This window comes from Paralcaligenes sp. KSB-10 (genome assembly GCF_021266465.1).
In the GTDB taxonomy this organism is placed as follows: Bacteria; Pseudomonadota; Gammaproteobacteria; order Burkholderiales; family Burkholderiaceae_B.
Genome location: NZ_CP089848.1, coordinates 2892960 through 2919066, shown reverse-complemented (window position 1 = coordinate 2919066; position 26107 = coordinate 2892960). Strand labels below are relative to the sequence as shown.

Genomic DNA, 26107 nt, shown 5'->3' with positions numbered 1-26107 from the left:
ATGAATGTTGCGGTAATTGGCACGGGGCTTATAGGGCAGGCCTGGGCGATTGTATTTGCCCGGGGAGGTTGTACGGTCAGGCTCTGGGATGGCGATCCGCTTGCGCTGGACCGGGCGCTTCAACTGATTTCGGCTCAGGTGCGCGAGCTCGTCAAGCAGCAGCTGCTTGACGATGCCCAGGCCCTGATGGCGCGCATCCAAATCTTTCGTAGCCTGGATGAAGCGCTTGAAGGGGCCGAGTACGTTCAAGAAAATCTGCCGGAAGTGCTTGAGATTAAAAAGGAGATTTTCAGCAAACTGGATTCACTGAGCGGCGCGGATACCGTGTTGGCCAGCTCGACATCCAGTATCCCGGCCTCGGCGTTTACCGAAGCGCTGCCAAGCCGCCACCGCTGTCTCGTGGCCCACCCCGTGAACCCGCCCTATCTCATTCCTGTGGTCGAACTGTGCGGCGCACCCTGGACGGACGGGAAATTCATTGAAGCGGCCCGGTCGGTCATGCGCTCGATCGGGCAGAAGCCGGTAGTCGTGAACAGAGAGCTGGAAGGCTTTGTATTGAATCGCCTGCAGGGCGCGCTTTTGCGCGAGGCTTTCCGTCTGGTGCAAAATGGCTATGTCAGTGCCGAAGACCTGGACGCTACGGTGAAAGACGGTCTGGGCCTGAGGTGGTCCTTCATGGGGCCGTTCGAGACCATAGACTTGAACGCACCGGATGGGCTGCAGGATTACTGCAATCGCTATGGCGGTATGTACCAGTCGATTTCCGAAGAGCAAACCGGCACGGATGCCTGGGATGCCGGCCTGGTGGCGGAGCTCGAGCGGCAGCGGCGCAGCCTGCTTCCCAAATCGGAACTGCTGAATCGGCGACTGTGGCGCGATGAGCGGCTGATGGCTTTGTTAAGGCACAAGAAGCAGCTCGACTCCGCCGAGTAAATCAATCTGTATTTTGCAAGGAAAAATGATGGCAAGCAAAAAGAAAGTGATTATTACCTGCGCGGTGACCGGCGCAATACATACTCCAAGCATGTCCAAGTACCTGCCGGTGACGGCCGACGAAATTGCCGAGGCGGGGATTGCCGCGGCCAAGGCGGGCGCGGCAATATTGCATTTGCACGCGCGCGATCCAAAGAATGGCAAGCCGTCGCAGGATCCGGAACTGTTTCGCCCCTTTCTGGCGAAAATCAAGGCGAACACCGATGCCGTGATCAATATTACGACCGGTGGAAGCCCTCACATGACGGTGGAAGAGCGCATGCGCCCGGCCATGGAGTTCAAGCCCGAAGTGGCGTCCCTGAATATGGGTTCGATGAACTTCGGCCTGTTTCCCATGCTCGAGCGCTTCAAGACATTCCAGCATGAATGGGAGCGCGAGCACCTGGAGAACAGCCGCGACCTGATTTTCAAGAACACGTATAAAGATATTGAAACCATATTAAGAAAAGGCACTGAAAATGGCACGCGATTCGAATTCGAGTGCTATGACATCAGCCATCTGTATAACCTGGCGCATTTCATGGATCGCGGCCTGGTGCAAAGCCCGCCTTTTATCCAGTCTGTTTTCGGGATTCTGGGTGGCATCGGACCCGATCCGGAAGATTTGATGCATATGCGCCGTACGGCCGACCGCCTGTTCGGCGATAACTACCAATGGTCCATTCTGGGTGCGGGCCGCAATCAGATTCCCCTGGCCACCATGGGCGCCGCCATGGGTTCGAACGTACGGGTAGGGCTGGAAGACTCGCTGTGGATAGGCCCCGGACAAATGGCCTCGTCCAATGCCGAGCAGGTAAGCCGCATTCGCATCGTCCTCGAGGCATTGAATCTGGACGTGGCCACGCCCGACGAGGCGCGCGCCATTCTGCATTTGAAGGGTGCGGGCCAGGTCAATTTCTAAGAGGAATCATCCATGTTCGATTTGTCGGGCCAGGTTGCGCTTATTACCGGTTCTTCGCGCGGCATCGGCTATGCGGCCGCGCGGGCCCTGGGCCGGCAGGGCGCCGTTGTTGTCATCAACGGCCGCGATCCCGCGGCGCTCGCCCGGGCCGCCGAAGATCTGCGCGGCGAAGGCATTACTGCGCATGCCTTGCCTTTCGATATGTCGGACATCGACCAGGCCGTCAGCGCTGTCGATGAGGTATTGAAAGCCGTCGGTAGAATCGATATCTTTTTTGCCAATGCCGGGATCCAGCACCGTGAGCCTCTTTTGACATTTCCGCTGCTGGAGTTCGAACGTGTGATATTTGCAAACCTGACCTCGCAGTGGGCGCTGGGGCGGCACATTGCCCAGGGCATGGCAAACCACGGCTATGGCCGCATAGTCTTCACCGGCTCGGTGACCGCGTTGTTGGGGAGGCAAGGCGTTACGGCCTACACAGCTGCCAAGGCCGCCATGCACGGGTTGGTCAGGCAATGGGCGGCCGAGTTGTCGGAGTCGGGCATTACCGTCAATGCCATCGCACCGGGCTACATAAAAACGGAGCTTACCCGGAATCTTTGGAACGACGCCAAGTTCACTGCCTGGCTGCAAGACCGCGTTCCGCAAAAAAGGTGGGGTGTGCCCGACGATCTGGCCTCCGCCCTGGTATTCATGGCCGCCCGTGAATCAGGGTTCGTAACCGGCCAGATCCTGGTTGTGGACGGAGGCATGTCGTCCACCATGTAGGCTCCTGGCCGCGAGTGCTGTGGATCGCAGAGGTTCAGTAGGCGGCAGAGGCGCTTGTCGGTTCCGGCCTGGCGCCCGGCGTAATGAAATCGGCGGCCAGGCGGCGGGCGGCGTTGGCGTAGATCAATATATCGACGCCCGTGGCGACAAAAGTGCAGCCCAGTTCCAGGTAGCGCCGCGCCAGTTTTGGATTCGATGTCAGGGTACCCGCGGCCCGCCCGCTCGCCACAATGGTCTTGATGGCATGTTCGATGGCTTCTTGCACCTCGGGGTGATTCGGAGATCCCCGATGATTCATTGATGCGGCAAGATCGGCGGGCCCGATGAACACGCCATCGACCCCGTCCACAGCACAGATTCCTTCAAGATTTTGCAGCGCGGCCGAGGTTTCGGCCTGGACGAGCAGGCAGATTTCGTCATCGGCGATATCCAGATAGTCGGTGCGCGCGCTCCAACGCGAAGCCCGGCCCACGGCGCTGCCCACTCCCCGCGTGCCCGAAGGTGGATAGCGTGTGGCGGCAACCAAGCCGCGGGCCTGTTCGACGGTGTTCACCATGGGGACAAGCAGGTTCTTGACGCCGATATCCAGCAATTGCTTGATGAGCGGCGTTTCACCCGCCACCGCGCGCACCACCGGGGCCGAGGGGTGCGGCGCAATGGCCTGCAGTGCCGCAAGGACGGCGCGTAAATCGTTCGGCGCATGTTCGCCGTCAATCAACAGCCAATCGAAGCCTGTGGTAGCGCTGACTTCGGCCAGGTAGGGGTCCGCCATGGAGAGCCAGAGGCCGATCTGGGGCCGGCGGGCAGCCAGGGCGGCTTTGAAGGGATTATGCGAGGGCATGGCTATATTCCACCATAAAAGGATTGGGGCGGTGTTGGCGTACGGTTCGCGGGGGTTCGTGGCCTGGATATCCGGTTCAACTGACGATGCCGAGATGCCAGGGCACGAATTCATTGTCGCCAAGGCCCAGCGCTTCGCTCTTTGTGGGAATGCCCGATGCGGCCCGCAAGATATGTTCGAAGATGTGCCGGCCCATCTGTTCGAGGGTCAGCACGCCGTCGAGCACCAGGCCGCAATTGATGTCCATGTCTTCTTCCAGACGAGTGAACATGGGAGTGTTGGTGGCAAGTTTCAGGGTAGGCGCGGGCTTGGAACCGAACATCGAGCCGCGTCCGGTGGTAAAGCAGATCAGGTTTGCGCCGCTGGCAATCTGGCCGGTGGCGGCCACCGGGTCGTAACCCGGCGAATCCATGAATACAAGACCCGCGGTTTCGATGGGTTCGGCGTATTCATAGACGGCTTGCAAGGGAGTGGAGCCGCTTTTCATGACGGATCCCAGTGATTTTTCAAAAATATTGGCCAGGCCGCCTTGCTGGTTGCCGTGCCCCACGACGCCGTTGAACTGTGCATTCTGGCCCACCGTGTAGCGCTCCCACCAGGCGAGGCGGTCAAGCAGCTTCTGCCCCACTTCGGGCGTGACCGCGCGGCGCGTGAGCAAATATTCGACGCCGTGAATTTCGGGCGTCTCCGATAGAATGGCGGTTCCGCCGTGGCGGACCAGCACGTCCATGGCCGCGCCCAGGGCGGGGTTGGCGGTGATGCTCGAAAAGCTGTCGGAGCCGCCGCATTCCAGGCCTATTTTGAGATGGCTGGCGGACACGGTTTCCCGCACCGCGCGGTTGGCCGTCGGAAGCATTTCCTCGACGGCCTGGATCCCGGCGGCGATGGTGGCCCGCGTGCCGCCGATTTCCTGCATGACCAGCGTGCGCAACTGAGCGCCTGGCGCAAGCTGTTGAGACTCGACCAGCGCCGAGACCTGATTCCGTTCGCAGCCCAGGCCCACGATCAAAACGCCGGCCAGATTCGGGTGGCGTGCATAACCGGCGAGCGTGCGGCGCAGTACGTCGAAATGTTCGCTTGGCGAGGACATGCCGCAGCCGCTGGTTTGTGCGAAAGCGGCAACGCCATCCACGTTCGGGTATGGCGCCAGGCGTTCAGGGGTGAAATGCGCGGCGATATTCTTGATGACGGTGGCCGAGCAATTGACCGACGACAGTATGCCTATGTAGTTGCGTGTACCTACGCGCCCATTCGGGCGCATGAAGCCCATGAACGTGGCCCGCGCGGCTTCGGGGACGTAGTCGACCGCTTGTACGTCCCGGCAGAATCCCGGGTCGCGATAATAGTCCGCCAGTTCGATGTTGTGGCTGTGCATATAGTCGCCGGGCTCGATGTGGCGCATGGCAATACCGATCACGATATTGCATTTTTTTATCTGCTCGCCTTTGTCGATGTGCCGGGCGGCAATCTTGTGTCCGGCCGGCACCTGGGCGCGCACGCGCACGCCGAGTTCCGGCAGTTCCTGTCCAAGCGACAGCGGGGACTTGGCAAGCAGAACGTTGTCGTTGGGGTGCAGCCGGATCAGCGGAGAGGCGTTCATCGCGGGTTCAGGCAATTTGCATCAATTCTTTGAGCTTCAAGTTCTTGATCAGCTCGGTTTCCTGGGTGTAGACCTGTTTGACATATTGCAGATACTCGGGCCCATCCAGGTACATGACCGGGGCATCGATGTTGCCGGTCACACGCTTGAATTCATCGCTGTTGACGGCAACTCGAAATGCGTCGCGCAGCGTCTTTTCCACGGCCGGATCGAGCCCCTTGGGCGCACCCACGCCGTTTGGAGCCTCGACGACCATGTCGTAGCCCAATTCCTTGAGTGTCGGGGCATTTTTGAAACGCGGTGTGCGTTCCGAGCCCCAGGTGGCCAGAAGACGCAGCTTTCCGCTTTCGACATAAGGCGCCCAGGAGCTTGAGTCGGCAAGCAAGTCAACGCGTCCGCCAAGCACGTCCTGAAGCGCGGCGGCGCCGCCTTTGTAGGAAATGGGAGTGAGCTTGATGCCGGCTATCTGCGAGAACTCTTCCATGCCTACGTGCGTGGCGCCGCCGATACCGGAGTGCCCATAGGTCAGCTTTCCGGGATTTGCCTTGGCGTAGGCCACCATATCCTTGAGCGATTGGAATGGGGAGCTGCTCAGCGCGGCAATGCCGAATGTCTGGCCCGAGGTGCGAGCGATATAAGTAAGATCCTTGCGGGGGTCGAGATGCAGGGTGCCCAGTTGCGAGAAACGCGTGACTGAAATGGGAATCTGCCCAATGGTGTAGCCATCGGGCTTTGCCATCGCGAGCGTTTTGGTGCCTATCATGCCCGAGGCGCCTGACCGGTTTTCCACGATGATCGGTTGCTTGAGGGCTTGCGAGGCCACCTGACAGAGCGCCCGCATGGATTGGTCTCCCGTGCCTCCCGGAGGCCATGGGCAGATAAAGGTGATGGGATGATTCGGGTACCCGGCGGCGCGAGCGGCGCTGGGCAACAGCAGCCCGGCGGCACCGGACGCGGCAGCCGCCGCGCTGGCCACAAGCAAGCGGCGTCTTTGGGGATTTTGAGGTTTGGTTTGTCTCATTGGTCTTCCTACAGAAGTTATTCGTATTGCTGGGCGGTCGAATTTCACGTGCCAGTTATTTATTGTCGTAAACTCCATCATAATTATCTAATCAAATATTGGAATCTATTCATAACCTAAAGGTTATTTATATTTGAATCATGGCACAGATAGACCGGGTACTTCGCTCCAATATAAAGTTACGCCACCTGCAGTTGGTGGTGGCGCTGGATCAGTTCCGGCATATCGGACGCACCGCCGACTTTCTTTCAGTAAGCCAGCCTGCCGTTTCGAAAATGCTGACGGAAGTGGAAGGCATGCTGGGACTGGCGCTGTTCGATCGCTCGACGCGCGGTACGGCACCTACAGCGGCGGGGCTGTCGCTGATCCGGTTTGCGCGTTCGGTGTTGGCCCAGTACGAGCGCACGCGCGATGAAATCTCGGCCGTCGCAAGCGGGGCGGCCGGCCGCACCCGCGTGGGCTGCATGGGAGGCGCGTTGCCGGTATTGTTGTCGCGGGGTGTGGCGCTTCTGAAAGAACGCTCGGCGCGGGCCACTGTCCTGATCGAAGAGGGCGATCTTACTCATTTGCTGCCCAAATTGAGAATCAACGAGCTGGATTTTTTTCTGGGACGTCTGGAGCCAGGCTATGCGGCACCCGACCTGGTGACAGAGGCGCTCTACAACGAGCCCATGGTGGCGGTGGTCAGGCGAGGCCACCCTTTGGCTCGAAAAGCCAGGCCCACGTGGGCCGACCTGGCCCGCATGTCTTGCGTCATGCCTCCTCCATGGGCATCGCTGCGTGTCAAGATCGAGCAGGAGTTTCACCGCTGCGGCCTGGAGCCGCCCATCGATCTGGTTGAGTCCTCTTCGTATTTCGCCATCGCCACTTTTGTCGGTCAGCTTGACGCGGTAGGGTTTATGGCCCGCTCGGTCGGCCAGCATTTCGAGCGCGAAGGCCTGTTCAGGATATTGGCCCTGGACGTAGGCGTGGAACTGCCGCCCGTGGGTATTATCACCATGCGCGGGCAGCGCTTGACGACAAGCACGCAGCAACTGATCGAATGCCTGCGCGCCGCCGTTGCGGAGCTGTTTGGCCCGAAGGGCAATACCGCGGCCAAAGCTGAAAGGCCTGGACGAGGCCGGAGTAAATAAACCTCAAACGCCCTCGGACTCCGCCAGTTGCTTGTGTCTAAACGCGCCAAGGCGCGCGAGCATCCAGCCGGGATACTCGGCCGGCAGGGCGCTTACCGTGTCCAGCGCGCTGAGTTCGTCGCCGTCCAGCTCGATGGCTGTTGCCGCAATGTTGTCCTTCAGTTGATCGACACGCTTTGCGCCGACGATCACGCTGGTGACGGTCTTTTGGTGCAACAGCCAGGCGAGCGCGATCTGTGCGACAGACACGCCCCTGGGCTCGGCGATATCGCGCATGACTTCGATGCAGTCATAGGCGAGCTCAAGGTTTACCGGAGGGAAATCGAAAGTGGCGCGACGGCTGCCCTCTTCGGGCTGAACGCTGCGGCCGTACTTGCCGCTTAACAGGCCGCCGGCCAGCGGGCTCCAGACCAGCAGCCCGACATTTTCGCTATTCAGCAACGGAATCAGTTCACGTTCGAGATCGCGGCCGGCAATGGTGTAGTAGGCCTGCAGGGATTCGAACCGCGCGAGGCCGAGCCGCTCGGAGATTCCAAGGGCTTTCATGATCTGCCAGGCGGCCCAGTTGGATACGCCGACATACCGCACATGGCCGTGCCGCACCAGATCGTCGAGGGCCCGCACGGCCTCTTCAATGGGGGTCGCGGGATCGAAACCGTGGATCTGATAGAGGTCGATATGGTCGAGTTGCAGGCGTGCCAGGCTGGCCTTCACGCCATCCATGATGTGATAGCGCGACATGCCGCGCGAATTGACGCTTTTCGTGCCGGTTTCGCCGTACACCTTGGTTGCAACCACGACATTCTCGCGCGGCACTTTCAGGTTTTTCAGTGCCTGCCCGGTGATGATTTCCGAATTGCCTTCGGAGTAAATGTCGGCGGTATCGATGAAATTGATGCCGGCATCCAGCGCATGGCCGATCAGCCGGTCCGCTTCAAGCTGTTGGAGGGTGCCGATCTGGCCCCACATGCCGTCCTGCCCGCCGAATGTCATGGTACCGAGGCAGAGTTCGGAAACGAACAGGCCGGTGCGGCCGAATTTTTTGTAACGCATGTCATGGGCTCCTGATGTATCGATGGCAATGCTCGAAAACCGCTGGACAGCGCATGGACGCTGCACTAGCATTTCCGCATGGATCTTGATCATAACGCCAGTTCCCGCGGATGCCCGCGAAGGCAACCCTCGCGGCTCGCTAATGCAGCCGGTTCGGCTGTGGCGCAGGAGGCCCCGGCCGGGCCACCTGGCGAGATCGACATTTTGCTGCCTTATCGTCCTCCGTACGATTGGGCGTCCATGCTGGAATTTCTGCGCCGGCGAGCCATTACCGGTATCGAGACCGTCTCTGCCGACTGTTATGCGCGTACGATGCAGCTGGATGGCGAGCAGGGAATGGTTGCCGTCCGCGCCGCCGACGGCAATGTCTTGCGCGCGACAGTGCGATTTTCCAAGCCCTCGGTTTTGCCGGTCATCGTCGCGCGACTGAGCCGGGTGTTCGATCTGGCAGTGGATCCCTCCGTTATTGCGGCCCATCTTGCCAAAGACCGGGTGCTGGCTCCTCTGGTGAAGGCACGGCCGGGCTTGCGCGTTCCGGGTGCCTGGGATGGCTTCGAACTGTCTATGCGTGCCGTGCTGGGGCAACAGATTACGGTTGCCGCCGCTGTGCGCCTGGCCGGACGCATGGTTGCCGCTCATGGCGAGCCCCTGGCGCGGCCGGACGGCGATTTGACCCATGTGTTTCCAAGGCCCGAGACCATAGCGGCCACGGATCTGGCGTCTCTGGGAATGCCCCGCAGCCGGGCGGCGACGCTTTCCGCTGTGGCAGAGGCCGCCATTGCCGACACACATCTTTTCGATACGACCGGCGGGCTTGATGAAGCGGTGAAGCGCTTGCGCAAGATCCGTGGCGTAGGGGAGTGGACCGCGCAATACATTGCCTTGCGCCAGTTGCACGAGCCGGATGCCTTTCCGTCCGCCGACATCGGCCTCATGCGCGCAATGGCCAGGCTGGAAGGGCGGGATTATTCTTCATCCGAACTTCTCGCCCGAGCGGATGCCTGGCGTCCGTGGCGTGCTTACGCCGCGCAACACCTTTGGACGTCCGGCTGACGGAAAGCCGCGTTTCCACTTGTGGCTGTTTTCTTGCCGAACCTGGTTATCCGGCTTTATCTTTTTTCAGGATGGGGCGCTGCAAAGCGCTTTGTCCTTTTGCAGGGACTTCGGCGTCGACCGCGTTGCTTCCGTTATGAATGCCTTCACTATAGGGCTCCGCCTGTCGATCATCGATGCGAGTGCCAGCTCATACCGAAGCAGCCCCTGGGAACCGGAGACATCAAGGTATGTCACGTTGTGGATATGAACCGATTGCATGGCGGCAGGGACGAGTGCTACGCCAAGGCCGCTTGCGACCAGCGTCAGTATGGTTTGCATTTGCGAAGCTTCCTGCGCTATGCGGGGTGAAAAGCCCGCACTATGGCATGCCGCCAGCACCGATCCGGCAAAGCCGCGCCCTTCGGTAAAGGGAAATGAAATAAACCATTCCTTTGCCAATGAGCGCAAGGGCACTTGCTTCTTTGCCGCAAAGCGGTGGCTTACAGGCACGGCAAGCACCATGGTCTCGACGCGTAACACGGCCAGATCGACGCCGAATGATTCTTCGACCGGAGGCACCACAATAGCCAGATCTATACTTCCCGAGCGTAGCGCGGTGATTTCCCGCTCAGTGGTTTCGGCCGTAAGGACAAGGCGTATCCCTGGATACATTTTCTGAAAACGCTGTAGCAGCGGGGGTAAAAGGTCAAGCGCGGCGCTTGGTACGAAAGACAGGCGCAGCACGCCGGCGAGCCCCTGGCCGATACCTTGCGCCGCTTCGACGGCGAATTGTGCTTGCGCAAGGGTACGGCGCGCTTCCTTTAAAAAGACTTCGCCTGCGGAAGTGAGTCTGACCTGGTGGCGATTTCGGTCGAACAGTACAACATTGATATCCTGTTCGAGACGACGAATCGCGGCGCTGAGCGGCGGTTGGGACATAAACAGGCGTTCGGCGGCGCGATGAAAATTCAGCTCGGTTGCGACCATCACAAATTGCTGCAACTGTCTAAGATCGACCATTCGATTCTCCCTGTTTACATCGATGCGCGCGTCGCGCTGGCCGGAGCCCGCGGCCTTCGTTTTTCGCATAAAAATAGTATCACCGTGTCTGATCGATAGTATTAGAAATATTACAAACTTGAACCTATACTTTTTGCAGACTTATCCACCGTGACCAGGAGGCGACTGTGCAAGCGTCTTTACTCGAAGAATTGACCCCCGTCCCCAATCCTTATCCTATAGCGTCCGAACTGGAATTCCCCGATGTCTGGACGCTATGCACCCAGGCACGGGAACTGGCCTGGGATCCGGTAACGATAGATCATGGCGACGTTAAAGAGGCGCAGCTTCCCCCCGAAGTTCGCGATGCCGGAGCGGAATGGTGGAGCCTGCGGGCATGGATGGAGCATGGGGCCATTCCGTATGGCGCCGAACGCCTGCGGGATGCCATATATGGTCATCTGCCGTTTGAGATCAAGCAGCATGTGGTGAACTTTATCGCAGAAGAGCTGCGGCACCACGAAGCGTCGTTCCGGATTGCAGCGGCCCTGGGGGGCTACCAGCCGTCGCCGCGAGCGGACTATTTTCAGTCGATCATTCCGCAATTCCATAACGAACAGGCGGAAAAAACCATGTCGTTCTATGGAGGTATGGCGGTCAATACTTTGTTTGAACAGTTGTCCGGCGAGTTGCTGCAGGCGCGCTATCAGAATGCCCGATTCAGTTCGATACGAACGGCGTGCAAGCTGATTCTGCGCGACGAGGCCCGCCATATACAGTTCGGGCGCATTATTATGCGGCGTTTCTTTGAAGACCTTTCCATGGATGAAAAGGCCATGCTGGGCCGGCGATTTGCGAAGAAGCTGCAAGGGACATTGCTCAATGGGGTCTATGCGGTAGTCAACCTGCCCCAGGAAGAGCGGCTTCGGGCCGGACACAATCGCGCCTTGGCTGCCGAACACGGATTGGGAGCGACGCATCCCGACGAAGAAATGAGCATTATCAAAAAATCGCTGGACCAGATCCGCGCGGATGTCGCTGAATATGATGTCGAGATTCCTTCGATCCCGGAGGTGGACGGCAGCCAAGCGGTCCCGATTCGCTGATGTGCCGACCCCTGGCGAACTGAGTCGGGTTTTGATCTGCATTGCGGTTTGGCGGCATCCGGGTGTTTTGCCGCTGCGTTGAAATCTGTCTGTTCCGGTCGTCTCTTTCTGTGGGAGTGTTCCGATGAAGTGGATCAAGAAATGCTTGGGCGCCTCTATGGCGATAGCAATGCTGGCCGCTGTTGCCCCCGTGGCCCAAAGTGCCGGCTTTCCATCGCATGCCGTCCATATTGTGGTGCCGTATCCGCCGGGCGGATCGGCCGACATTCTGGGGCGCATTCTTGCGCAGAAACTGCAAGAACGAATGGGGCAGCCTTTTATCGTCGAGAACAAGCCTGGCGGCGGCTCGATTGTCGGGGCGCGCAGCGTCGTTACTGCGCCGGCGGATGGCTATACTCTTTTACTTGGCACGGTCAGCTCCAACGCCATGACACCGGCCGTCAATCCCAACGCCAGGTACGATCCCGTGAAGGACTTTACTCCTGTGGCCCGGGTTGCTTCGATGCCATTTGTGCTGCTTGTCCGGCCGTCTCTCGGAATCAAAAGTCTGTCCGGACTGATTGCCCTGGCCAAGAGCAAACCGGGCAAGCTGACGTATTCGTCGGCGGGTATAGGGACATCGAATCATTTGGCCGGCGTCTTGCTCGACAGTCAAGCCGGTATAAAAATGACGCACATTCCTTATCGCGGCAGCGCGCCTGCCATGAATGCGTTGTTAAGCGGGCAGGTCGACGTCATGTTCGACCTGGTGACAACGGCTGTTCCACATATAAAAGCGGGCACCGTCACGGCCCTGGCTGTCAGCGGAGCCAAACGCAGTGCCTATCTGCCGGAGCTGCCGACATTGATGGAGCAAGGTTTGCCGGACTATCAGGTGACGGCCTGGTTTGGCTTGTTTGGGCCAGCCGGCGTACCCGGGCCGGTGGCGGCCAGTCTGAATAAGGAAATCGGAATAATCCTGCAGGAGCCGGATGTGCGCACGCAGTTTGATAAATTGGGTATTACGCCCGAACCGGAAAGCATGGCGAAATTTGCGGCATTCGTGCGCGCCGAGTCGGCGCGATGGACGAAAATTGTCAAACATTCGAACATAGCCGTCGGCGGCTAGCGCGATGCAACGAAGTCCCATCGACGAATTTCCGTATTTATCGACGATCCGGCCGGTGTTCGGAGAGCGTATGGTGGTTGCGTCGCAACCTTTGGCGGCGCAGGCAGGCCTGCATATTCTCGACAACGGGGGCAATGCCGTCGATGCGGCTGTCGCCGCCGCAGCCGTTATAGCCGTGGTGGAGCCGACAAATAATGGCATAGGCGGTGATGCGTTCGCCATGGTCTGGGACGGCTCGCGCTTGCGAGGACTGAATGCCACCGGCCGTGCCCCTCAAAAATCGGACCTGGCGCGCATGGCGCAAAGAAATGGCGGAAAAATGCCGCAAAGAGGCTGGGACAGCGTAACGGTGCCCGGTGCGATCTCTGCCTGGTCGTCACTGTCCGGCGAGTACGGCAGCATCCCGTTTCCTCAATTGCTGGAGTCGGCAATCCATTACGCGAGCCAAGGTTTCTTCGTTTCGCCCGGAGTTGCGCAAAAATGGGCGGAGCAGGCCGCCGAATTATCCGGACAGCCGAATTTCAGCCGGACTTTCCTACCGTCCGGCAGCGCGCCGAAGGTGGGTGAAGTGTTCAAGCAGCCCGAGCTTGCAGAGACGCTGCGGCGCGTAGCGGGCAGCCATGGCCAGGATTTTTATGAGGGCTCGACGGCGCGGCTGATGGCGGGCTATGCGGCCGATTGCGGTGCCGATCTCTCGCTGGAAGACCTTGCGGCTCACAGAGCCAACTGGACCGAAGTACTGAATGCCAGGTTCAAAGATACCCTGGTTTTCGAAATGCCGCCCAACGGTCAGGGCTTAGTGGCCCTTTATGCGCTGGCCATTCTCGATCATTTGGACATTGCCGGCTTTGATCCGGATTCCGCGATGGCGCTGCATTTGCAAATCGAGGCGATAAAGCTCGCCTTTGCGCATGTCGCGCCCTTGCTCGGCGATCCGCGGAACATGGCGGCAGATTCCGCGGAGCTGCTGTCCGCGGCACGTGTGGCGCGAGCGGCGGCTCTGATCGACCCCGATCGCGCGATCGATTTCGGCCACATCCCTCCGCCTATCGCGGGAACGGTTTACCTTGCTGCAGGAGACGCTTCGGGGATGATGGTGTCGTTCATCCAGTCCAATTACATGGGGTTCGGGTCTGGCGTGGTAGTGCCTGAAACGGGTATTGCCTTGCAGAACCGGGGCGCCGGTTTTTCCCTTGATCCCGATTCGCCTGCTCGTCTTGCTCCTGGCGCCCGCCCTTTCCATACCATATTGCCGGGGTTCCTGCGGCGTGATAACGGTGCGATGGCGGCATTTGGAGCAACCGGCGGCAAATTCCAGCCGCAAGGGCATGTACAGCTTGTGGCGCGGTTGGCCGGGTACGGCCAGAACCCCCAGGCGATCGTCGATGCGCCGCGTTTCAAAGTCAATGAAGGGCTGCGAGTCGTCCTGGAGCCTGGTTTCAACGAGCATACCAAGCAGAAACTGGCCGCATTGGGGCATGAGGTCACGGCCCAGAAGACCAGTACTTGGGATTTCGGCGGTATGCAGATTTTAATGCGGCGCAATGGGTGCTATATGGGTGCGCGCGATGCTCGCAGGGATAGCCATGTAGCCGTGTCTTGACGATTTTTAATACCTTCGCCCCGCTATCCGCCCATATAGGCTTCGATTACCCTGGGGTTGTGCAGCAGGTTTTCACCGTTGTCGGCCAGCACGATCCGGCCGGTTTCAAGCACATAGCCGCGCTGCGCGATGCGCAGGGCCTGCCGTACATTTTGCTCGACCAGAAAGATGGTGAGACCGGTGCGATTGATTTCCTGCAGGATCTGGAAGATTTCCCGCACCAGCAGGGGTGCCAGGCCCATGGATGGTTCATCGAGCAATAATATGCGCGGCTTTGCCATCAATGCGCGTGCGATCGCCAGCATTTGCTGCTCGCCGCCCGACAGGTTTCCGGCCAGGCCGGCGGCGCGTTTCTTCAGCACCGGAAACAGCGTATATACCCAGTCCAGGTCCTGGGCGATCTGCGCTTTGTCGCTTCGGGTATAGGCGCCCAGTTCCAGGTTTTCATGAATTGTCAGCGTAGTGAGAATCGCCCGGCCTTCAGCGACTTGAACCACGCCGCTGCGCACGATCCGGTGCGGCGAAAGCCGGGTCAGGTCGGTACCGTCGAGCAGCACTTGGCCGCGGACGGATTTCAGCAAGCCTGAAATGGCCAGCAAGGTGGTGCTCTTGCCCGCGCCATTGGCTCCGACCAGGGCCGTGATCTCGCCGCTGTTCAGTGTCAGGTTTATGCCTTTGACCGCTTCGATGTGGCCATAGGAAACCACGAGATCGGTAACCCGCAGAATCTCGCTCATTCGTCTTCTTCCTTGCCCAGATAGGCCTCGATTACTTGCGGATTGTTGCGGATTTCTTCCGGTGGGCCTTCGGCGATAATGCGCCCGAAATTGAGCACGGCAATACGATCGCACAAGCCCATTACGAAACGCATATCGTGCTCGATCAGGAATATGCTGTAGCCGCGTTGCTTGATGCCGATGATCTGCGCCATGAGCTCGGTTTTCTCCGCCGAGTTCATGCCCGCCACCGGCTCGTCGAGCAACAGCAATTTGGGTTGTGTGGCCAGCGCCCGCGCGAACTCCAGTTTGCGCTGCTCGCCGTAGGAGAGGTTGTCGGCCAGCATATCGGCCTTGTGGTCGAGCTTGACCCAGGACAGCAGCTCGAGCGCCCGTTCGCGGGCCTGAGCCTCGATCTGGCGAAATGAACGCAGGTTGAACAGCAGGCCGGCAAAGTTGTAATCGAGGTGGCCGTGCATGCCTATCACCACATTTTCCAGCAGGCTGGCATCCTTGAACAGGCGGATGTTCTGGAACGTACGTGCGATGCCCAGCTTGGTAATCTGGTGCGGCGGCAGTTTGGCGAGGTCCGTGCCATTGAATTCGATGCGGCCGCCCGATGCGCGCAACAAACCGGTTGCCAGGTTGAACACCGTGGTTTTGCCGGCTCCGTTGGGGCCGATCAGGCCGAAAATAGTGCCCTGCGGCACGTCGAAGCTGACGTCCGCAAGAACCTTCAGGCCGCCGAACTCTTTGCTGATCTGGTTGAATTGCAGCATCAGGGCACCTTCCGTGCTTTGCGGCGTTGCCAGAATGCATGGATCCGCCTGGGATCCCAGACCCCATTGGGTAAATACAAGACCACCAGGATGAGGATCAGGCCATTGATGGCAAGGCGAAAATCCTTGAAGGGGCGCAGTATTTCCGGCAACAGCGTCAGGATGGTTGCGCCGACCGTTGGCCCGATCAGGTTGCTGATGCCTCCGAACACGGCCATGGTCAGGATGTCCACGGCGTTTTCGAACGCGTAGTTGCCGGGTCCGATGGTAAATGTGTAATGCGCGTTCAGGCCGCCGGCAATGCCCGCGATTGCGCCGCCCAGCGCAAACGCGAACAGCTTGTATCCCGCCACGTTGATGCCCATCAGTTGTGCCGCCACCTCGTCGGCCTTGATCGCCTCGAATGCGCGGCCGATCCGGGAGCGCCGCATGCGCCCCAGCAGGTACAGGATTACCGCCAATAACAGCACAATGTGCCAGAACTCGGTTTTCAGCGGTATGCCATTGAGCCCCATCGGCCCGCCGGTAATGTCCAGATTCAGGAGGATGATCCGGACGACTTCGCCAAAGCCGAGTGTCGCCATGGCCAGGTAAACGCCGGACAGGCGCAGGGTAGGTATCCCGATGATCAAGGCGACCATCGCCGGCAATGCCCCTGCCGCGGCAAGCGCCACGGGAAAGGACAGCCCGGTCTGCATGCTGATGAGGGCCGCGGTATAAGCGCCTATGCCCATGAAGGCCGCATTGGCCAGCGACAGCAGGCCGCAGGCCAGGGTTACGTAAATCGACAGGGCCAGCATGGCGTTGACGCCTATGCTGTACACCACTGTATTGTAGGTTGCCCAGAATCCATCCCACCAGTCGAGCATATCAGGCCTTTCTTTCCAGTACTTTGCCAAACATGCCCGATGGCCTGATCAACAGAATCAGAAACAGCAACCCGAATGCGACCGCATCGCGGAAATCGCTGGAGAAGTAGGCCACCGTCAATACTTCGGCAAAGCCGAGGAACAAGCCGCCGATCAGCGCGCCGCGAATATCGCCCATGCCTCCGAGAATAATGACCGCGACGCCTTTGAGCAGCATGGGCTGCCCCATATAAGGCGAAATCGCATTGAACGATAGCCCGACCAGTACGCCGGCGGCGCCGCCCAGCGCAGCCGCGGCAAAGGAAGTCAGGTAGAACAGCCCTTCGACGTTGATGCCCAGCAGGCAGGCCGCTTTCGGCGATTCGGCGATGGCGCGCAGTGCGCGGCCCAGCTGCGTTTTACGCATGATGGCCAGCAGCACCAGCATCAGTATGAATGAAACCGCGATAATGCCGACCTGCAGCGCTGTTATGTGCAGGTGCCCGAGGTTATAGCTTCCTTCGGGAATGGTGCCCTGCGGGAACCGTTTGGTTTCGACGCCGAACAGGCCCTGCGTCAGATTGGTCAGCATGATTGCCACGCCGATGGTGGCGATCATGGGTATCAAATGGGGTACATTGCGGGCGCGCAAGGGCCGCAGGATCAGGTAATCGACTGCCAGCCCGATCAGGCCGGTAAGCAGCATTGCCCCCACCAACGCAAGCCATAGCGGCACGGCCAGTGTATTCACCAGCAGCAGCGCGACATAGCTGCCCAGCATGAAAATGGCGCCGTGGGACAAATTAATGACGCCCAATACGCCAAAGATGAGCGTGAAGCCCAGTGCAAACAGGGCATAGACACTGCCTAGCGAAAGCGCGTTAAAAAGCTGTTGTTCGAGCATGGCGTCGGTAGGTTGATAAAAACAAGGGCATTTTCGGGGGTAGCCAAAAATGCCCGTTCGCCAAATACTGGAAATGCATCTGGCGCGCCGTTCAAGCGTGTTTGCCGAGTGGCGCTACTTAAGCACTACGAATTTGCTGTGCTGGGCGATATTCACGATGGCATCTTGCTGCGCGTCGTAGCCCACCGGTTTGCCGGTTTTGGAGGCTGGGGCGGGGCGGAATGCAAACTTGCCGGTCGCGCCATCCCATTTGACGGTTGGCAGCGCCACACGCAGAGCGTCGCGGTCTTTGGCGAGATCGCCGCTGAGCTTGACGCTTTTCAGTGCCGTCGCGACGATGTGCATGGCGTCATACGCCTGGGCCGCGAATTGGTCGGGAGCCACGTTGAATTTGCTCTTGTAGGCGGCAATGAACGCCTGGTTGGCCGGCGCGGTATTTTCCGATGACCATGGGCTGCCCATAATGGAATTGTCGGCGGCATCTTTGGCGATATCGAACAGCTTGGGCGAGTTAAGGCCGTTGCCGCCGATGAACGGCTGCTTCATGCCCAGCGAGCGCGCCTGCAGAATAATATTGCCGGCTTCCTCGGCAAGGCAAGAGCAGACGATGGCATCTGGATTGCTGGCCTTGATCTTGGTGAGTTGCGCCTTGAAATCGACGTCGCCTTTTGCGTAGGTTTCGGTATCGCTTACCGGAATTTTCTGATCGGCCAGCGTGGCCTTGAATACGTTATAGCCATCTTTGGTAAACGCATCGTCATTGCCGTAAATGACGGCAACTTTTTTAAGATTGAAGTGCTTGACGGCGGCACGTGTGCTGACCGGCAGCACGTCGGCTTCCATTACGGAATTGCGAAATGTGAAAGGCCCCATCTGGGTTATGCCATCGGCGGTGTTGCTGGTGCCGAACACCACTACTTTGGCGGCATTGGCGATCGGGTCCGCGGCAAAAGCCGAGTTCGACAGGGTAGGGCCAAACACCATCAGCACTTTATCCTGGAAAATCAGTTTTTTGAAGACGTTGATGGCTTCTTCTTTCTTGCCCTGTTCGTCTTCAACGACCAGCGCGAGCTTGTTGCCATTGACGCCGCCTTTGGCGTTGATTTCGTCGGCGGCCAGCGTAAACCCGTTTTTGATGGCTACGCCGTACTTGCCTGCCGGGCCGCTCAACGCTTCGGCCACCCCCAGTTTGATATCGGCCGCATAGGCCGTGCTGGCCAGGCTGGCGCTAAGCAGGACTAAAGGCAATGTTTTAAGCAAATGACGGATTTGCATCTTTTTCTCCAACGGCAAAGGTAGTTTCGAGGATACGTTGGCGTCGCACAATTCCATTCCAGTGTTGGGGTGTTTCGAGTTGAATTATGTTGTTACAAAGAAGGGGCGTCGGCGCGGTTGGTGGGACATTATGCCATCGGGATTACTCGCTGGTCAAAATTTGACACATTAATGAAGCTTGTCTGTTCCGCTTCGGGCGACTGATCCGTTTGGTCGGCGCCCGGTGTGTTTGAATCGGTGTTCAGTGAATCGGCGAGTCAGGACGGACAGTGCTTACAGGCCAAGGTAAGCCTGCCGAACCTGGTCTGATGAGCCGATTTCTTCCGCGCTGCCTTGCAGTGCGATTTTGCCGCTTTGCATTACGTAAGCTCGGGTTGCCAGCTCCAGGGCTTGCGCCATGTTCTGTTCGACCAGCAGAATGGATGTGCCGTTCCGGTTCAGATTCGCCAGGGTGTCGAAGACCGTTTCGACCAGTAGCGGCGACAAGCCCAGGCTGGGTTCGTCCACCAGCAAAAGCCTTGGGCCGCTCATCAGTGCGCGTCCGATGGCAAGCATCTGGCGTTCACCTCCGGACAGGGTGCCGGCGATTTGCGCGCGGCGCTCGGCCAGCCTGGGAAATAGTGCATACACCTGCTCCAGGCGTTCGCGATAAAGCGCTTCACCGGGAACCACATAGGCGCCAAGGTGCAGGTTCTGCTCTACCGTTTGCCGTGCAAACACCCGGCCACCCTCCGGGATCAGGGCTATGCCGCGCTTGACCAGTACATCGGGCGTCAGCCCGGTAATATCGGCGCCGTCGAAGGCGATGCGTCCGGATTTCGGTTTTACCGAACCGATGATGGACAGCAGCGTGCTTGATTTGCCGGCGCCATTGGCGCCCAGCAATGCGGTAATTTCGCCGGGATGCACTTCAAGCGATATGCCCCGTACCGCCTGCACACCGCCATAAGCCACATGCAGGTCTTCCACTTTCAGCAAGGCCTTATCCGGCACGGTACTTCCTCCCCAGATATGCCCCGATGACTTCGGGGTTGCGTACGACCTCTTCGGGAGTGCCCGAGGCGATCAGTTGCCCGAAATCCAGTACCAGAACCCGATGTGCAAGCCGCATTACAACCTCCAGCACGTGTTCGACAATCACCAGCGCCACTCCTTTTGCGTGGATCGATCGCAATATTTCAGCCAGTTCGCGGGCTTCGCTGGGGTTGAGCCCGCCCGCTACCTCGTCGAGCAGCAATAGTTTGGGGGATGCCGCCAGGGCCCGTGCCAGTTCGACCCGTTTTTGGCCGGCTACGTTCAGTTCTCCCGCCGGAGTCGGGCCGCGATCGCCCAGCCCCACAGTGTCCAGTACCTGTTGCGCGGCAGCTCGCGCGCCGGCAAGGCTGGGTTGCCGCAGCAATGCGCCAATCATGACGTTATCGAGCACCGTCATGGCCGCGAAGCTGCGTGGGATCTGGTAGGTACGCATCAGCCCCATGGCCGCTATGGCTTCCGGCGCCTGGCCCACGAGCTGGACGCCATTGAACGTCACGCTGCCCGATGTGGGCTGATGGTGGCCTGCCAGGCCGTTGAACAAAGTGCTTTTGCCGGCACCGTTCGGGCCAATGATGGCGACGATCTCGCCGGTATCGACATCGAAGCTGATGTCTCGGTTGGCGACCAGGCCGCCAAAATTCTTGGTCAGGTTTTTAACTTCCAGCAGAGCCACGACGCACCTTGAGTGTGATCAAGCCTTTCGGCAGGAAGAGGCTGACGAGGATGATTGCCAGCCCATAAAGCAGCAGATCGAAGCCGTGGCCGGAACTGCCCATGGCAACGCGCATGCCCTCGGCCAGTGGAATCAGTAATGCCGCTCCCAGCCACGGGCCGGCAAGGGTACCGATGCCGCCGAGAATCGTGACCAGCACGATCTGGATGGACAGAGTCAGGCTGAAAGCTGAATCGGGGTCGATGAACCCGATATAGATGGCATAGAAGCCTCCCCACATCCCGGTCAGGGCGGCCGACAGTACGAAAGCAAGCATCTTGTAGCGTTCGGCGGGCACCCCCAGGCTGCGCGCCGCGGCTTCGTCGCCGTTGATGGCGCGCCAGTAATAGCCTGTTTTTGAGCGGGCCAGCACGAATGTGGCCCACAAGGTGAACAAGGCCAGCCCGAAGGCGATCCAGTAATAGGGTTCTTTTGAGCGAAACAGCAGCAGCCAGGCACTGTTGGCAATAGGGGCTTCGATGCCGGTTGCGCCGCCGGCCCAGGTCCAGTTGGTCATCAGCAACTGGGCGACCGACAGCAGCGCGATCGTGGCCATTGCAAAATAGTGGCCGGTAAGACGCAGCGTGGGTTTGCCGACGATGAACGCCACCGCGGCCGCTACAAGACCGCCCAGAGGGATCCCAAGCCAGGGGCTGAGCTTTAGCGCATGCAGCAACAATAGAGTGGTGTAGGCACCGGCTCCAAGAAACACGGCATGCCCGAACGAAACCCGCCCGAGAAAACCGCTGACCAGGTTCCAGGCGGCCCCCAGGGCGCCGTACATCAGCGTCATGACGACAATTTGCTGGTAAAACGAGTCGGTCACCACCAGCGGAAAGACCGCCAGCGCCACCACGGCCAATACGAGTCCGCGCACGGCCCCGGATCGGCTGGAGGCGGAAATGGCCTTCCAGCCGGTAGGCGCGGGCAGGGAAGGTGCCCGCATGTCTTGCGGCCCGGTTTGATTTTTGTCGATTTTCATTTCACCAACGCCCGAAAAGACCACGTGGCCGGTACCAGAGAACCAGCAGGAAAATCAGGAAGATGCTGACCATCTTGTAAGCCGGTTCGACCAGATACCCGGTCATCGACTCGATGACGCCGATCAGTATCCCGGAAATGAATGCCCCGGGCAGCGAGCCGAAACCGCCCATGGCCACGGCCACGAAGGCCAGCAAGCCGAACACATTGCCCACCGAGGGGAATACATAGAAAAAGGTGGTCAGCAATGCGCCGGCCAGGCCCACCACCGCGCTGCCCAGGATCCAGACTTGAGCATTGACGCGATCGGAGGCGATCCCGACAAAGGAGGCCGCTTGCCGGTCTTCGGCCACGGCTTGCAGCGCATGGCCCCAGCGCGTGCGGTACACCAGCATGAACAGCAGTCCGATCACCACCAGCGCGACCAGGCCGGTTGCCACCTGGGGGCGTCCGAGCGAAACACCGGCCAGGTGAACGCTGCCGGACAGCCAGGTATCGGGCAGGTTGCGGTAGTCCGGCGAAAAGAAAATGAAGGCGAGTTGCCGCAGCACCAGCCCCAGGCCGAAGGTGGCCAGAATCACGATCATGGCCGGCGCCCGCTGCAGTGGGCGGATAATGAGCCCGTAGGAAAGAAAGCCCACGAAGCCCAGGCCGCAGGCCACTATTGGAGCCGAAAGAGTTGGATCGACATGCCCAATGGTGAACATCCAGTAGGCGGCATACATGCCGAGCATCAGGAATTCGCCATGCGCAAAATTGATGACGTCCGTAATGCCCCAGATCAATGCCAGGCCCACCGCGACCAAAGCATAGATCAGGCCATTGAACAAACCTGTGGCGAGAGCTTCGAACACATTATTCTCCTCGCGTCAGGGGCTGCCTATTTCTTCCAGGAGAAGGGGAGCGTGGGCAGGTCTTTCATTTTCTTGTAGCGGTCGGGCCAGACAGTCTGGTAGTCCTTGCCTACCAATTGCAGGATCAGGCCTTGCCCCTTCAGGTTCTGCCCCTTGTCGTCGAACTTGACGCCGGCCCAGGGCATGACGATTTGATCCGCGTCCAGGTTGGTGGCGACCAGCGCCTTGCGTATGGCGTCGGGCTTGGTGGATCCGGCCCGATCAATGGCATCGGCGAGCACCAGAATACCTTGCAGGGACCGTGCGCTGTTGCCATTCAGGTCTTTGCCGGCCCGCGCCTTGAACATATCGTTCAGTTGCTTGATGACCGGCTTGATGGTGTACAGGTCGTTGGACCATACGTCGCGTGTCAGCACGCCTTGCACCTGCGGGCCGACTTCGGAGATGAAGCGCGAATCGATAAAGCCGGCATCGTTGGCGAGCATGATGGGCGGGGCGTAGTTCATTTGGCGCATGGTGCGCACAAAGAGCATTGCGTCGGATGTGTAGCTGGCAAAGATGGCCACGTCGGGTTTGGCGGCGGCGAGTTTTTGCGTTTCCGAATTCAGTGACGGCGTGCCGGCGGAATAGGCGATGTTGGCGACGATTTGCCGGCCGGATTGCTTGGCGAATTTCTCTACGGCTTTGTAGGTGTTCACGCCGAAATCGGTGTTCTCGTAGACGACGGCAATTTTCTTGGTGGGTACTTTTTTGATGCCGTCGAGAAATTCCATCATGTTGCTGATGAAGGTTTCGTCGTTGGGCGTGGTGCGGAAAAACCATTTGTAGCCGCGCTCGGTCAGGTCGGGGCTGCTCGATTCGCCGTTTACATACGGAATTTCACGCTGTTCGGTAATGCGGCTCGATGTTTTGGTGACCGCCGACTGATAGGCGCCAACCAGCGCCACGACATGTTCCTGGTCGATCAGGCGCTGGGCTTCCGCCTGGCCGACATCGGGCTTGCCCTGCGAATCGGCGAAGATGACCTGGATCTTGGCGCCGCCAAGATGAGGCAGCCCGGCGCCGGCCGCCAGCGGTATGCCCTTGAGTTCGGGGTGATCTTTGTTGACCACGTCCACCGCCAGTTCGATGGCCTGCTTGAGTTCGATTCCGGTCGAGGCAAGAGCGCCGCTCAGTGGGTATATGGCGCCGATCTTGATGACTTTTTCCTCGGCCGACGCGCCTTGCGTCAGCATCATGCCGAGGCACGCAATCAGCGCTGCTATGACTTTTTTCATGTTTTGTCTCCAGACTGTAGCTATTTCGAGGAATGATCATTTCCTCATGGGTGCCCGCGTCTTTGCGTGGGTCTGTGGGTTTTATATATCAGAATGTGGCAAGAGCGCTATTCGGGATATCAGTAACCAGCATGTGGCCAGGCTTGTGGGTAATGGCAATAGGCAGGCGAGCCGAGCGAATCGCCTCTTGAGGTGTTACTCCGCAGGCCCAGAATACCGGCAGTTCGTCGGAGTGGACGGCAACGGGCTCTCCGTAGTCGGGCTTTTGCAGGTCGGCGATGCCGATGAGGCGGGGGTCTCCGATATGGACGGGCGCACCGTGGACGGCCGGAAAGCGGCTGGTAATCTGGATTGCACGGATTGCGTCGCTGCTTTTCATGGGGCGCATGGAAACGACCATATTGCCGCCGAATGGGCCAGCGGGCACGTTTGGCGTGGAGCTGCGGTACATCGCTACGTTGCGTTTTTCCTCGATGTGGCGCAGCGGCACACCGGCCTGCATCAGCATTTGTTCGAAGGAAAACGAGCAGCCGATGGCAAACACGACGAAATCGGATTGCCAGACATCGTGCAGCGTGGTCAATTCCCCTGCCAATTGACCGTCGCGATATAGGTAGTACCCCGGGATATCGGTGCGTATGTCGATGTCGTGCCCGATCGATTCCATATTCCATTGCCCAGGTTCGCCGACGCCGAGCAAAGGACAGGCCTTCGGGTTTCTTTGACAGAAGCGCATGAAGTCGTCCGCATGCGCTTTGGGCAGGATGGCCAGGTTGGCCTGCGCGAATTCGCCGCAATAGCCGGCCGTGGGGGCGCGGAGCTGTCCCTGGCGTACTTGATGTCTTAGATCTTGTGGTGTCATGTGATGAGGCGAGAGGCAAGAGGCGGATCCCACTTTGAAGCATAGGAGCAATCAAGGTATTTTGCTATCGATTTTTTTTGCGCAATACCGTATAGTTTTTCTTAACTGATCGATCGCTGTGCGGAGCATGGGTGAATACACGCTTTATCGAGACTTTCGTCATGCTCGCCCAGCTCAAAAGCTTTCGGGCCACGGCCAGCGCGCTTCATGCGACGCCGGCCGCGATTTCGCTGCGTGTCAAGAGCCTGGAAGATGAATTGGGCGTCGAGCTGATCGACCGGTCATTCAAGGCATTCCGCCTTACCGCCAATGGGCAGCGTTTGCTGAATCAGGCCCGCTCCGTGCTCGAAGCGGTACGCCAGCTGCAGGTCGCGGCCCATCAGGAAGATGCCGTGCAGGGCTGCTTACGGCTCGGCGTGAACGAAACCGTCGTTCATAGCTGGTTGGCACACTACATAAAGCAGCTCAACAGGGATTACCCGGAGCTGGAGGTCGAGTTGACTGTTGAAGTGAGCAGCGTGTTGCAAAAGCAATTGCTTGCCGGCGACCTCGATCTGGTGTTTCGCGTAGAGGGCATCGACAGCGACAAGATCGTTTCCGATGCGCTGGCCGTCTATCCCGTCCGATGGATAGCCAGAAAGAATTTTTTACCGCAGAATAAGCGTGATCTGATCAGGAATGTGCTGCAACATCCGGTGTTGACTTTTGGGCGCGGGACGGCGCCGCAACGGGCGATCGAGCAGATTGTGGCCAATTTCGCCAGTCAGGCGGGTATTCCCGCCGGGAAGGCTCATGTGCTGTGCTCTCCTTCGGTCGCGGCTATTGTCCGGCTCATCGAGAACGGTTTTGGCGTGGCGGCGATTCCGGCCTTGTTCGTGGCCGATGAGATAGCCAGTGGGGCTTTCGTCGAATTGCCCGTTCAACCGATCCCGCCTTCGGTTGTTATTTCCATGTGCTGGCACGCCAACGCAAAAATGCATGTGCATACCGCAGCCAATGCGGCGCGTATCGCTTGCGAGTATTACTGCAAGAACACGGACCGCCGGCTGGTCAAGGCAATACTTAACTGAGTGATATTGCGATTGGGCGGCTTGATGGTTATTTCCGTTGCGGCTAAAGCATTTTTGGGTTGAGTTGTTTACGGGATTCGGTGGGTTGGTAGCTTTGGTATTTGAAGACGCCGTCTATCGGGGCTTGGGGTCAGGACCGGCACGGCGTGCTTCATCCGGATTTAGCTCGGCAAGGCGGGCGTCGGGCGAACTCACTACGCCTCGCAAACTACGCGAGGCTCCGTTCAGACAGCGCCCGACGACTACCCCCGCCTTGCCGAGCTAAATCCGGCGCACGCCTTACGCCGGTCCTGACCCCAAGCCCCGATAGACGGCTCACGTAATGGCATGCCTGGAATGAACTTGCCGGCCCAAGGTATACCTCGATGCATGACCTCAACGTTTCTTTCGGTGCATGACCCAAGTGCTTCTCTCGCTGCATTGCCTCAACGCAAGCCGCAGGGTGGGCGGTGCTGTGCAGTCCGGCGGTAGTCCAGCGCCGGGTGCTGACGAAGGGAAGGCGGGGGGTGTCGGCGGGCGCTGTCTGAGCCCGGCCTCGCGAGGCCGGGCGAGTTCGCCCGACGCCCGCCTGGACGAGGCAGACCCGGGTAGTCGGCTAGCGCAGCTAGCCGACCGCTGGACGTGCCGGACTGC

At 59.3% G+C, this 26107-nt stretch carries 25 protein-coding genes; 9 read left to right on the top strand and 16 right to left on the bottom strand.

Going from position 1 to position 26107, the window contains the following annotated elements:
* The 3 genes from LSG25_RS13390 to LSG25_RS13380 are packed head-to-tail and all read left to right on the top strand — an operon-like array spanning position 1 to position 2662.
* Positions 1 to 933, top strand: a complete 933-nt coding sequence (locus LSG25_RS13390) for a 3-hydroxyacyl-CoA dehydrogenase (protein WP_232741421.1) — start codon at positions 1 to 3, stop codon at positions 931 to 933.
* Between the two features lie 28 nt (positions 934 to 961).
* On the top strand, positions 962 to 1894 hold the full coding sequence (locus tag LSG25_RS13385) for a 3-keto-5-aminohexanoate cleavage protein (RefSeq protein ID WP_232744687.1): 933 nt from the start codon (positions 962 to 964) through the stop codon (positions 1892 to 1894).
* A gap of 12 nt (positions 1895 to 1906) precedes the next feature.
* Entirely contained in the window at positions 1907 to 2662 is a 756-nt protein-coding gene (locus tag LSG25_RS13380) for an SDR family NAD(P)-dependent oxidoreductase (RefSeq protein ID WP_232741420.1), read from the top strand.
* A 34-nt stretch (positions 2663 to 2696) separates the two neighbouring features.
* Here the strand turns inward: LSG25_RS13380 and hpaI are convergent, their stop codons facing one another.
* The 3 genes from hpaI to LSG25_RS13365 all read right to left on the bottom strand — a co-directional run bounded on the left by hpaI (position 2697) and on the right by LSG25_RS13365 (position 6124).
* A complete protein-coding gene (hpaI, locus tag LSG25_RS13375; RefSeq protein WP_232741419.1) occupies positions 2697 to 3503 on the bottom strand; it encodes a 4-hydroxy-2-oxoheptanedioate aldolase in 807 nt (268 codons plus the stop codon).
* Positions 3504 to 3579: 76 nt separating this feature from the next.
* Positions 3580 to 5103, bottom strand: coding sequence for a UxaA family hydrolase (locus tag LSG25_RS13370; protein WP_232741418.1), 1524 nt, complete (start codon positions 5101 to 5103; stop codon positions 3580 to 3582).
* A 7-nt stretch (positions 5104 to 5110) separates the two neighbouring features.
* Positions 5111 to 6124: a tripartite tricarboxylate transporter substrate binding protein gene (locus LSG25_RS13365; protein ID WP_232741417.1), complete on the bottom strand. Its 1014-nt coding sequence runs from the start codon at positions 6122 to 6124 to the stop codon at positions 5111 to 5113.
* Between the two features lie 140 nt (positions 6125 to 6264).
* On the opposite strand from LSG25_RS13365, the gene LSG25_RS13360 reads away from it, so the two are divergent.
* Positions 6265 to 7257 (top strand): LysR substrate-binding domain-containing protein, encoded by a 993-nt coding sequence (locus LSG25_RS13360; RefSeq protein ID WP_232741416.1) that lies wholly within the window; start codon positions 6265 to 6267, stop codon positions 7255 to 7257.
* Positions 7258 to 7260: 3 nt separating this feature from the next.
* Here LSG25_RS13360 and LSG25_RS13355 read toward each other — a convergent pair whose 3' ends face one another.
* Positions 7261 to 8310 carry an aldo/keto reductase gene (locus LSG25_RS13355; RefSeq protein WP_232741415.1) on the bottom strand — a complete coding sequence of 350 codons (1050 nt, stop codon included), beginning with the start codon at positions 8308 to 8310 and terminating at the stop codon, positions 7261 to 7263.
* 78 nt (positions 8311 to 8388) lie between these two features.
* Between LSG25_RS13355 and LSG25_RS13350 the strand changes: the two genes are divergently transcribed.
* Positions 8389 to 9363 (top strand): DNA-3-methyladenine glycosylase, encoded by a 975-nt coding sequence (locus tag LSG25_RS13350; RefSeq protein WP_232741414.1) that lies wholly within the window; start codon positions 8389 to 8391, stop codon positions 9361 to 9363.
* A gap of 66 nt (positions 9364 to 9429) precedes the next feature.
* Here the strand turns inward: LSG25_RS13350 and LSG25_RS13345 are convergent, their stop codons facing one another.
* Positions 9430 to 10365, bottom strand: a complete 936-nt coding sequence (locus LSG25_RS13345; RefSeq protein ID WP_232741413.1) for a LysR family transcriptional regulator — start codon at positions 10363 to 10365, stop codon at positions 9430 to 9432.
* 167 nt (positions 10366 to 10532) lie between these two features.
* On the opposite strand from LSG25_RS13345, the gene LSG25_RS13340 reads away from it, so the two are divergent.
* From LSG25_RS13340 to LSG25_RS13330, 3 genes are all read left to right on the top strand, one after another.
* Positions 10533 to 11450 (top strand): diiron oxygenase, encoded by a 918-nt coding sequence (locus tag LSG25_RS13340; protein ID WP_232741412.1) that lies wholly within the window; start codon positions 10533 to 10535, stop codon positions 11448 to 11450.
* Positions 11451 to 11607: 157 nt separating this feature from the next.
* On the top strand, positions 11608 to 12558 hold the full coding sequence (locus LSG25_RS13335) for a tripartite tricarboxylate transporter substrate binding protein (RefSeq protein WP_232741411.1): 951 nt from the start codon (positions 11608 to 11610) through the stop codon (positions 12556 to 12558).
* 4 nt (positions 12559 to 12562) lie between these two features.
* Complete coding sequence (locus LSG25_RS13330; RefSeq protein WP_232741410.1) at positions 12563 to 14161, top strand: gamma-glutamyltransferase family protein; 1599 nt, start codon at positions 12563 to 12565, stop codon at positions 14159 to 14161.
* 23 nt (positions 14162 to 14184) lie between these two features.
* Here the strand turns inward: LSG25_RS13330 and LSG25_RS13325 are convergent, their stop codons facing one another.
* The 11 genes from LSG25_RS13325 to LSG25_RS13275 all read right to left on the bottom strand — a co-directional run bounded on the left by LSG25_RS13325 (position 14185) and on the right by LSG25_RS13275 (position 24404).
* Complete coding sequence (locus LSG25_RS13325; RefSeq protein ID WP_232741409.1) at positions 14185 to 14898, bottom strand: ABC transporter ATP-binding protein; 714 nt, start codon at positions 14896 to 14898, stop codon at positions 14185 to 14187.
* Entirely contained in the window at positions 14895 to 15656 is a 762-nt protein-coding gene (locus LSG25_RS13320; protein WP_232741408.1) for an ABC transporter ATP-binding protein, read from the bottom strand. Before LSG25_RS13320 ends, LSG25_RS13325 begins: the two co-directional genes overlap by 4 nt.
* Positions 15656 to 16525 carry a branched-chain amino acid ABC transporter permease gene (locus tag LSG25_RS13315; RefSeq protein WP_232741407.1) on the bottom strand — a complete coding sequence of 290 codons (870 nt, stop codon included), beginning with the start codon at positions 16523 to 16525 and terminating at the stop codon, positions 15656 to 15658. The genes LSG25_RS13320 and LSG25_RS13315 overlap by 1 nt, the downstream gene beginning before the upstream one ends.
* Before the next feature lies 1 nt (position 16526).
* Positions 16527 to 17408, bottom strand: coding sequence for a branched-chain amino acid ABC transporter permease (locus LSG25_RS13310; protein WP_232741406.1), 882 nt, complete (start codon positions 17406 to 17408; stop codon positions 16527 to 16529).
* A 114-nt stretch (positions 17409 to 17522) separates the two neighbouring features.
* On the bottom strand, positions 17523 to 18683 hold the full coding sequence (locus tag LSG25_RS13305; protein ID WP_232741405.1) for an ABC transporter substrate-binding protein: 1161 nt from the start codon (positions 18681 to 18683) through the stop codon (positions 17523 to 17525).
* A 273-nt stretch (positions 18684 to 18956) separates the two neighbouring features.
* A complete protein-coding gene (locus LSG25_RS13300; protein ID WP_232744686.1) occupies positions 18957 to 19661 on the bottom strand; it encodes an ABC transporter ATP-binding protein in 705 nt (234 codons plus the stop codon).
* A gap of 4 nt (positions 19662 to 19665) precedes the next feature.
* Positions 19666 to 20391, bottom strand: coding sequence for an ABC transporter ATP-binding protein (locus tag LSG25_RS13295; RefSeq protein ID WP_232741404.1), 726 nt, complete (start codon positions 20389 to 20391; stop codon positions 19666 to 19668).
* Positions 20372 to 21406 (bottom strand): branched-chain amino acid ABC transporter permease, encoded by a 1035-nt coding sequence (locus LSG25_RS13290; protein ID WP_370636010.1) that lies wholly within the window; start codon positions 21404 to 21406, stop codon positions 20372 to 20374. The genes LSG25_RS13295 and LSG25_RS13290 overlap by 20 nt, the downstream gene beginning before the upstream one ends.
* A gap of 7 nt (positions 21407 to 21413) precedes the next feature.
* Positions 21414 to 22265, bottom strand: a complete 852-nt coding sequence (locus tag LSG25_RS13285) for a branched-chain amino acid ABC transporter permease (protein WP_232741402.1) — start codon at positions 22263 to 22265, stop codon at positions 21414 to 21416.
* 26 nt (positions 22266 to 22291) lie between these two features.
* Positions 22292 to 23542 carry an ABC transporter substrate-binding protein gene (locus LSG25_RS13280; protein ID WP_232741401.1) on the bottom strand — a complete coding sequence of 417 codons (1251 nt, stop codon included), beginning with the start codon at positions 23540 to 23542 and terminating at the stop codon, positions 22292 to 22294.
* Positions 23543 to 23630: 88 nt separating this feature from the next.
* Complete coding sequence (locus tag LSG25_RS13275; RefSeq protein ID WP_232741400.1) at positions 23631 to 24404, bottom strand: putative hydro-lyase; 774 nt, start codon at positions 24402 to 24404, stop codon at positions 23631 to 23633.
* A 131-nt stretch (positions 24405 to 24535) separates the two neighbouring features.
* On the opposite strand from LSG25_RS13275, the gene LSG25_RS13270 reads away from it, so the two are divergent.
* Complete coding sequence (locus LSG25_RS13270; RefSeq protein ID WP_232741399.1) at positions 24536 to 25474, top strand: LysR family transcriptional regulator; 939 nt, start codon at positions 24536 to 24538, stop codon at positions 25472 to 25474.
* The last annotated feature ends 633 nt before the right edge of the window (positions 25475 to 26107 follow it).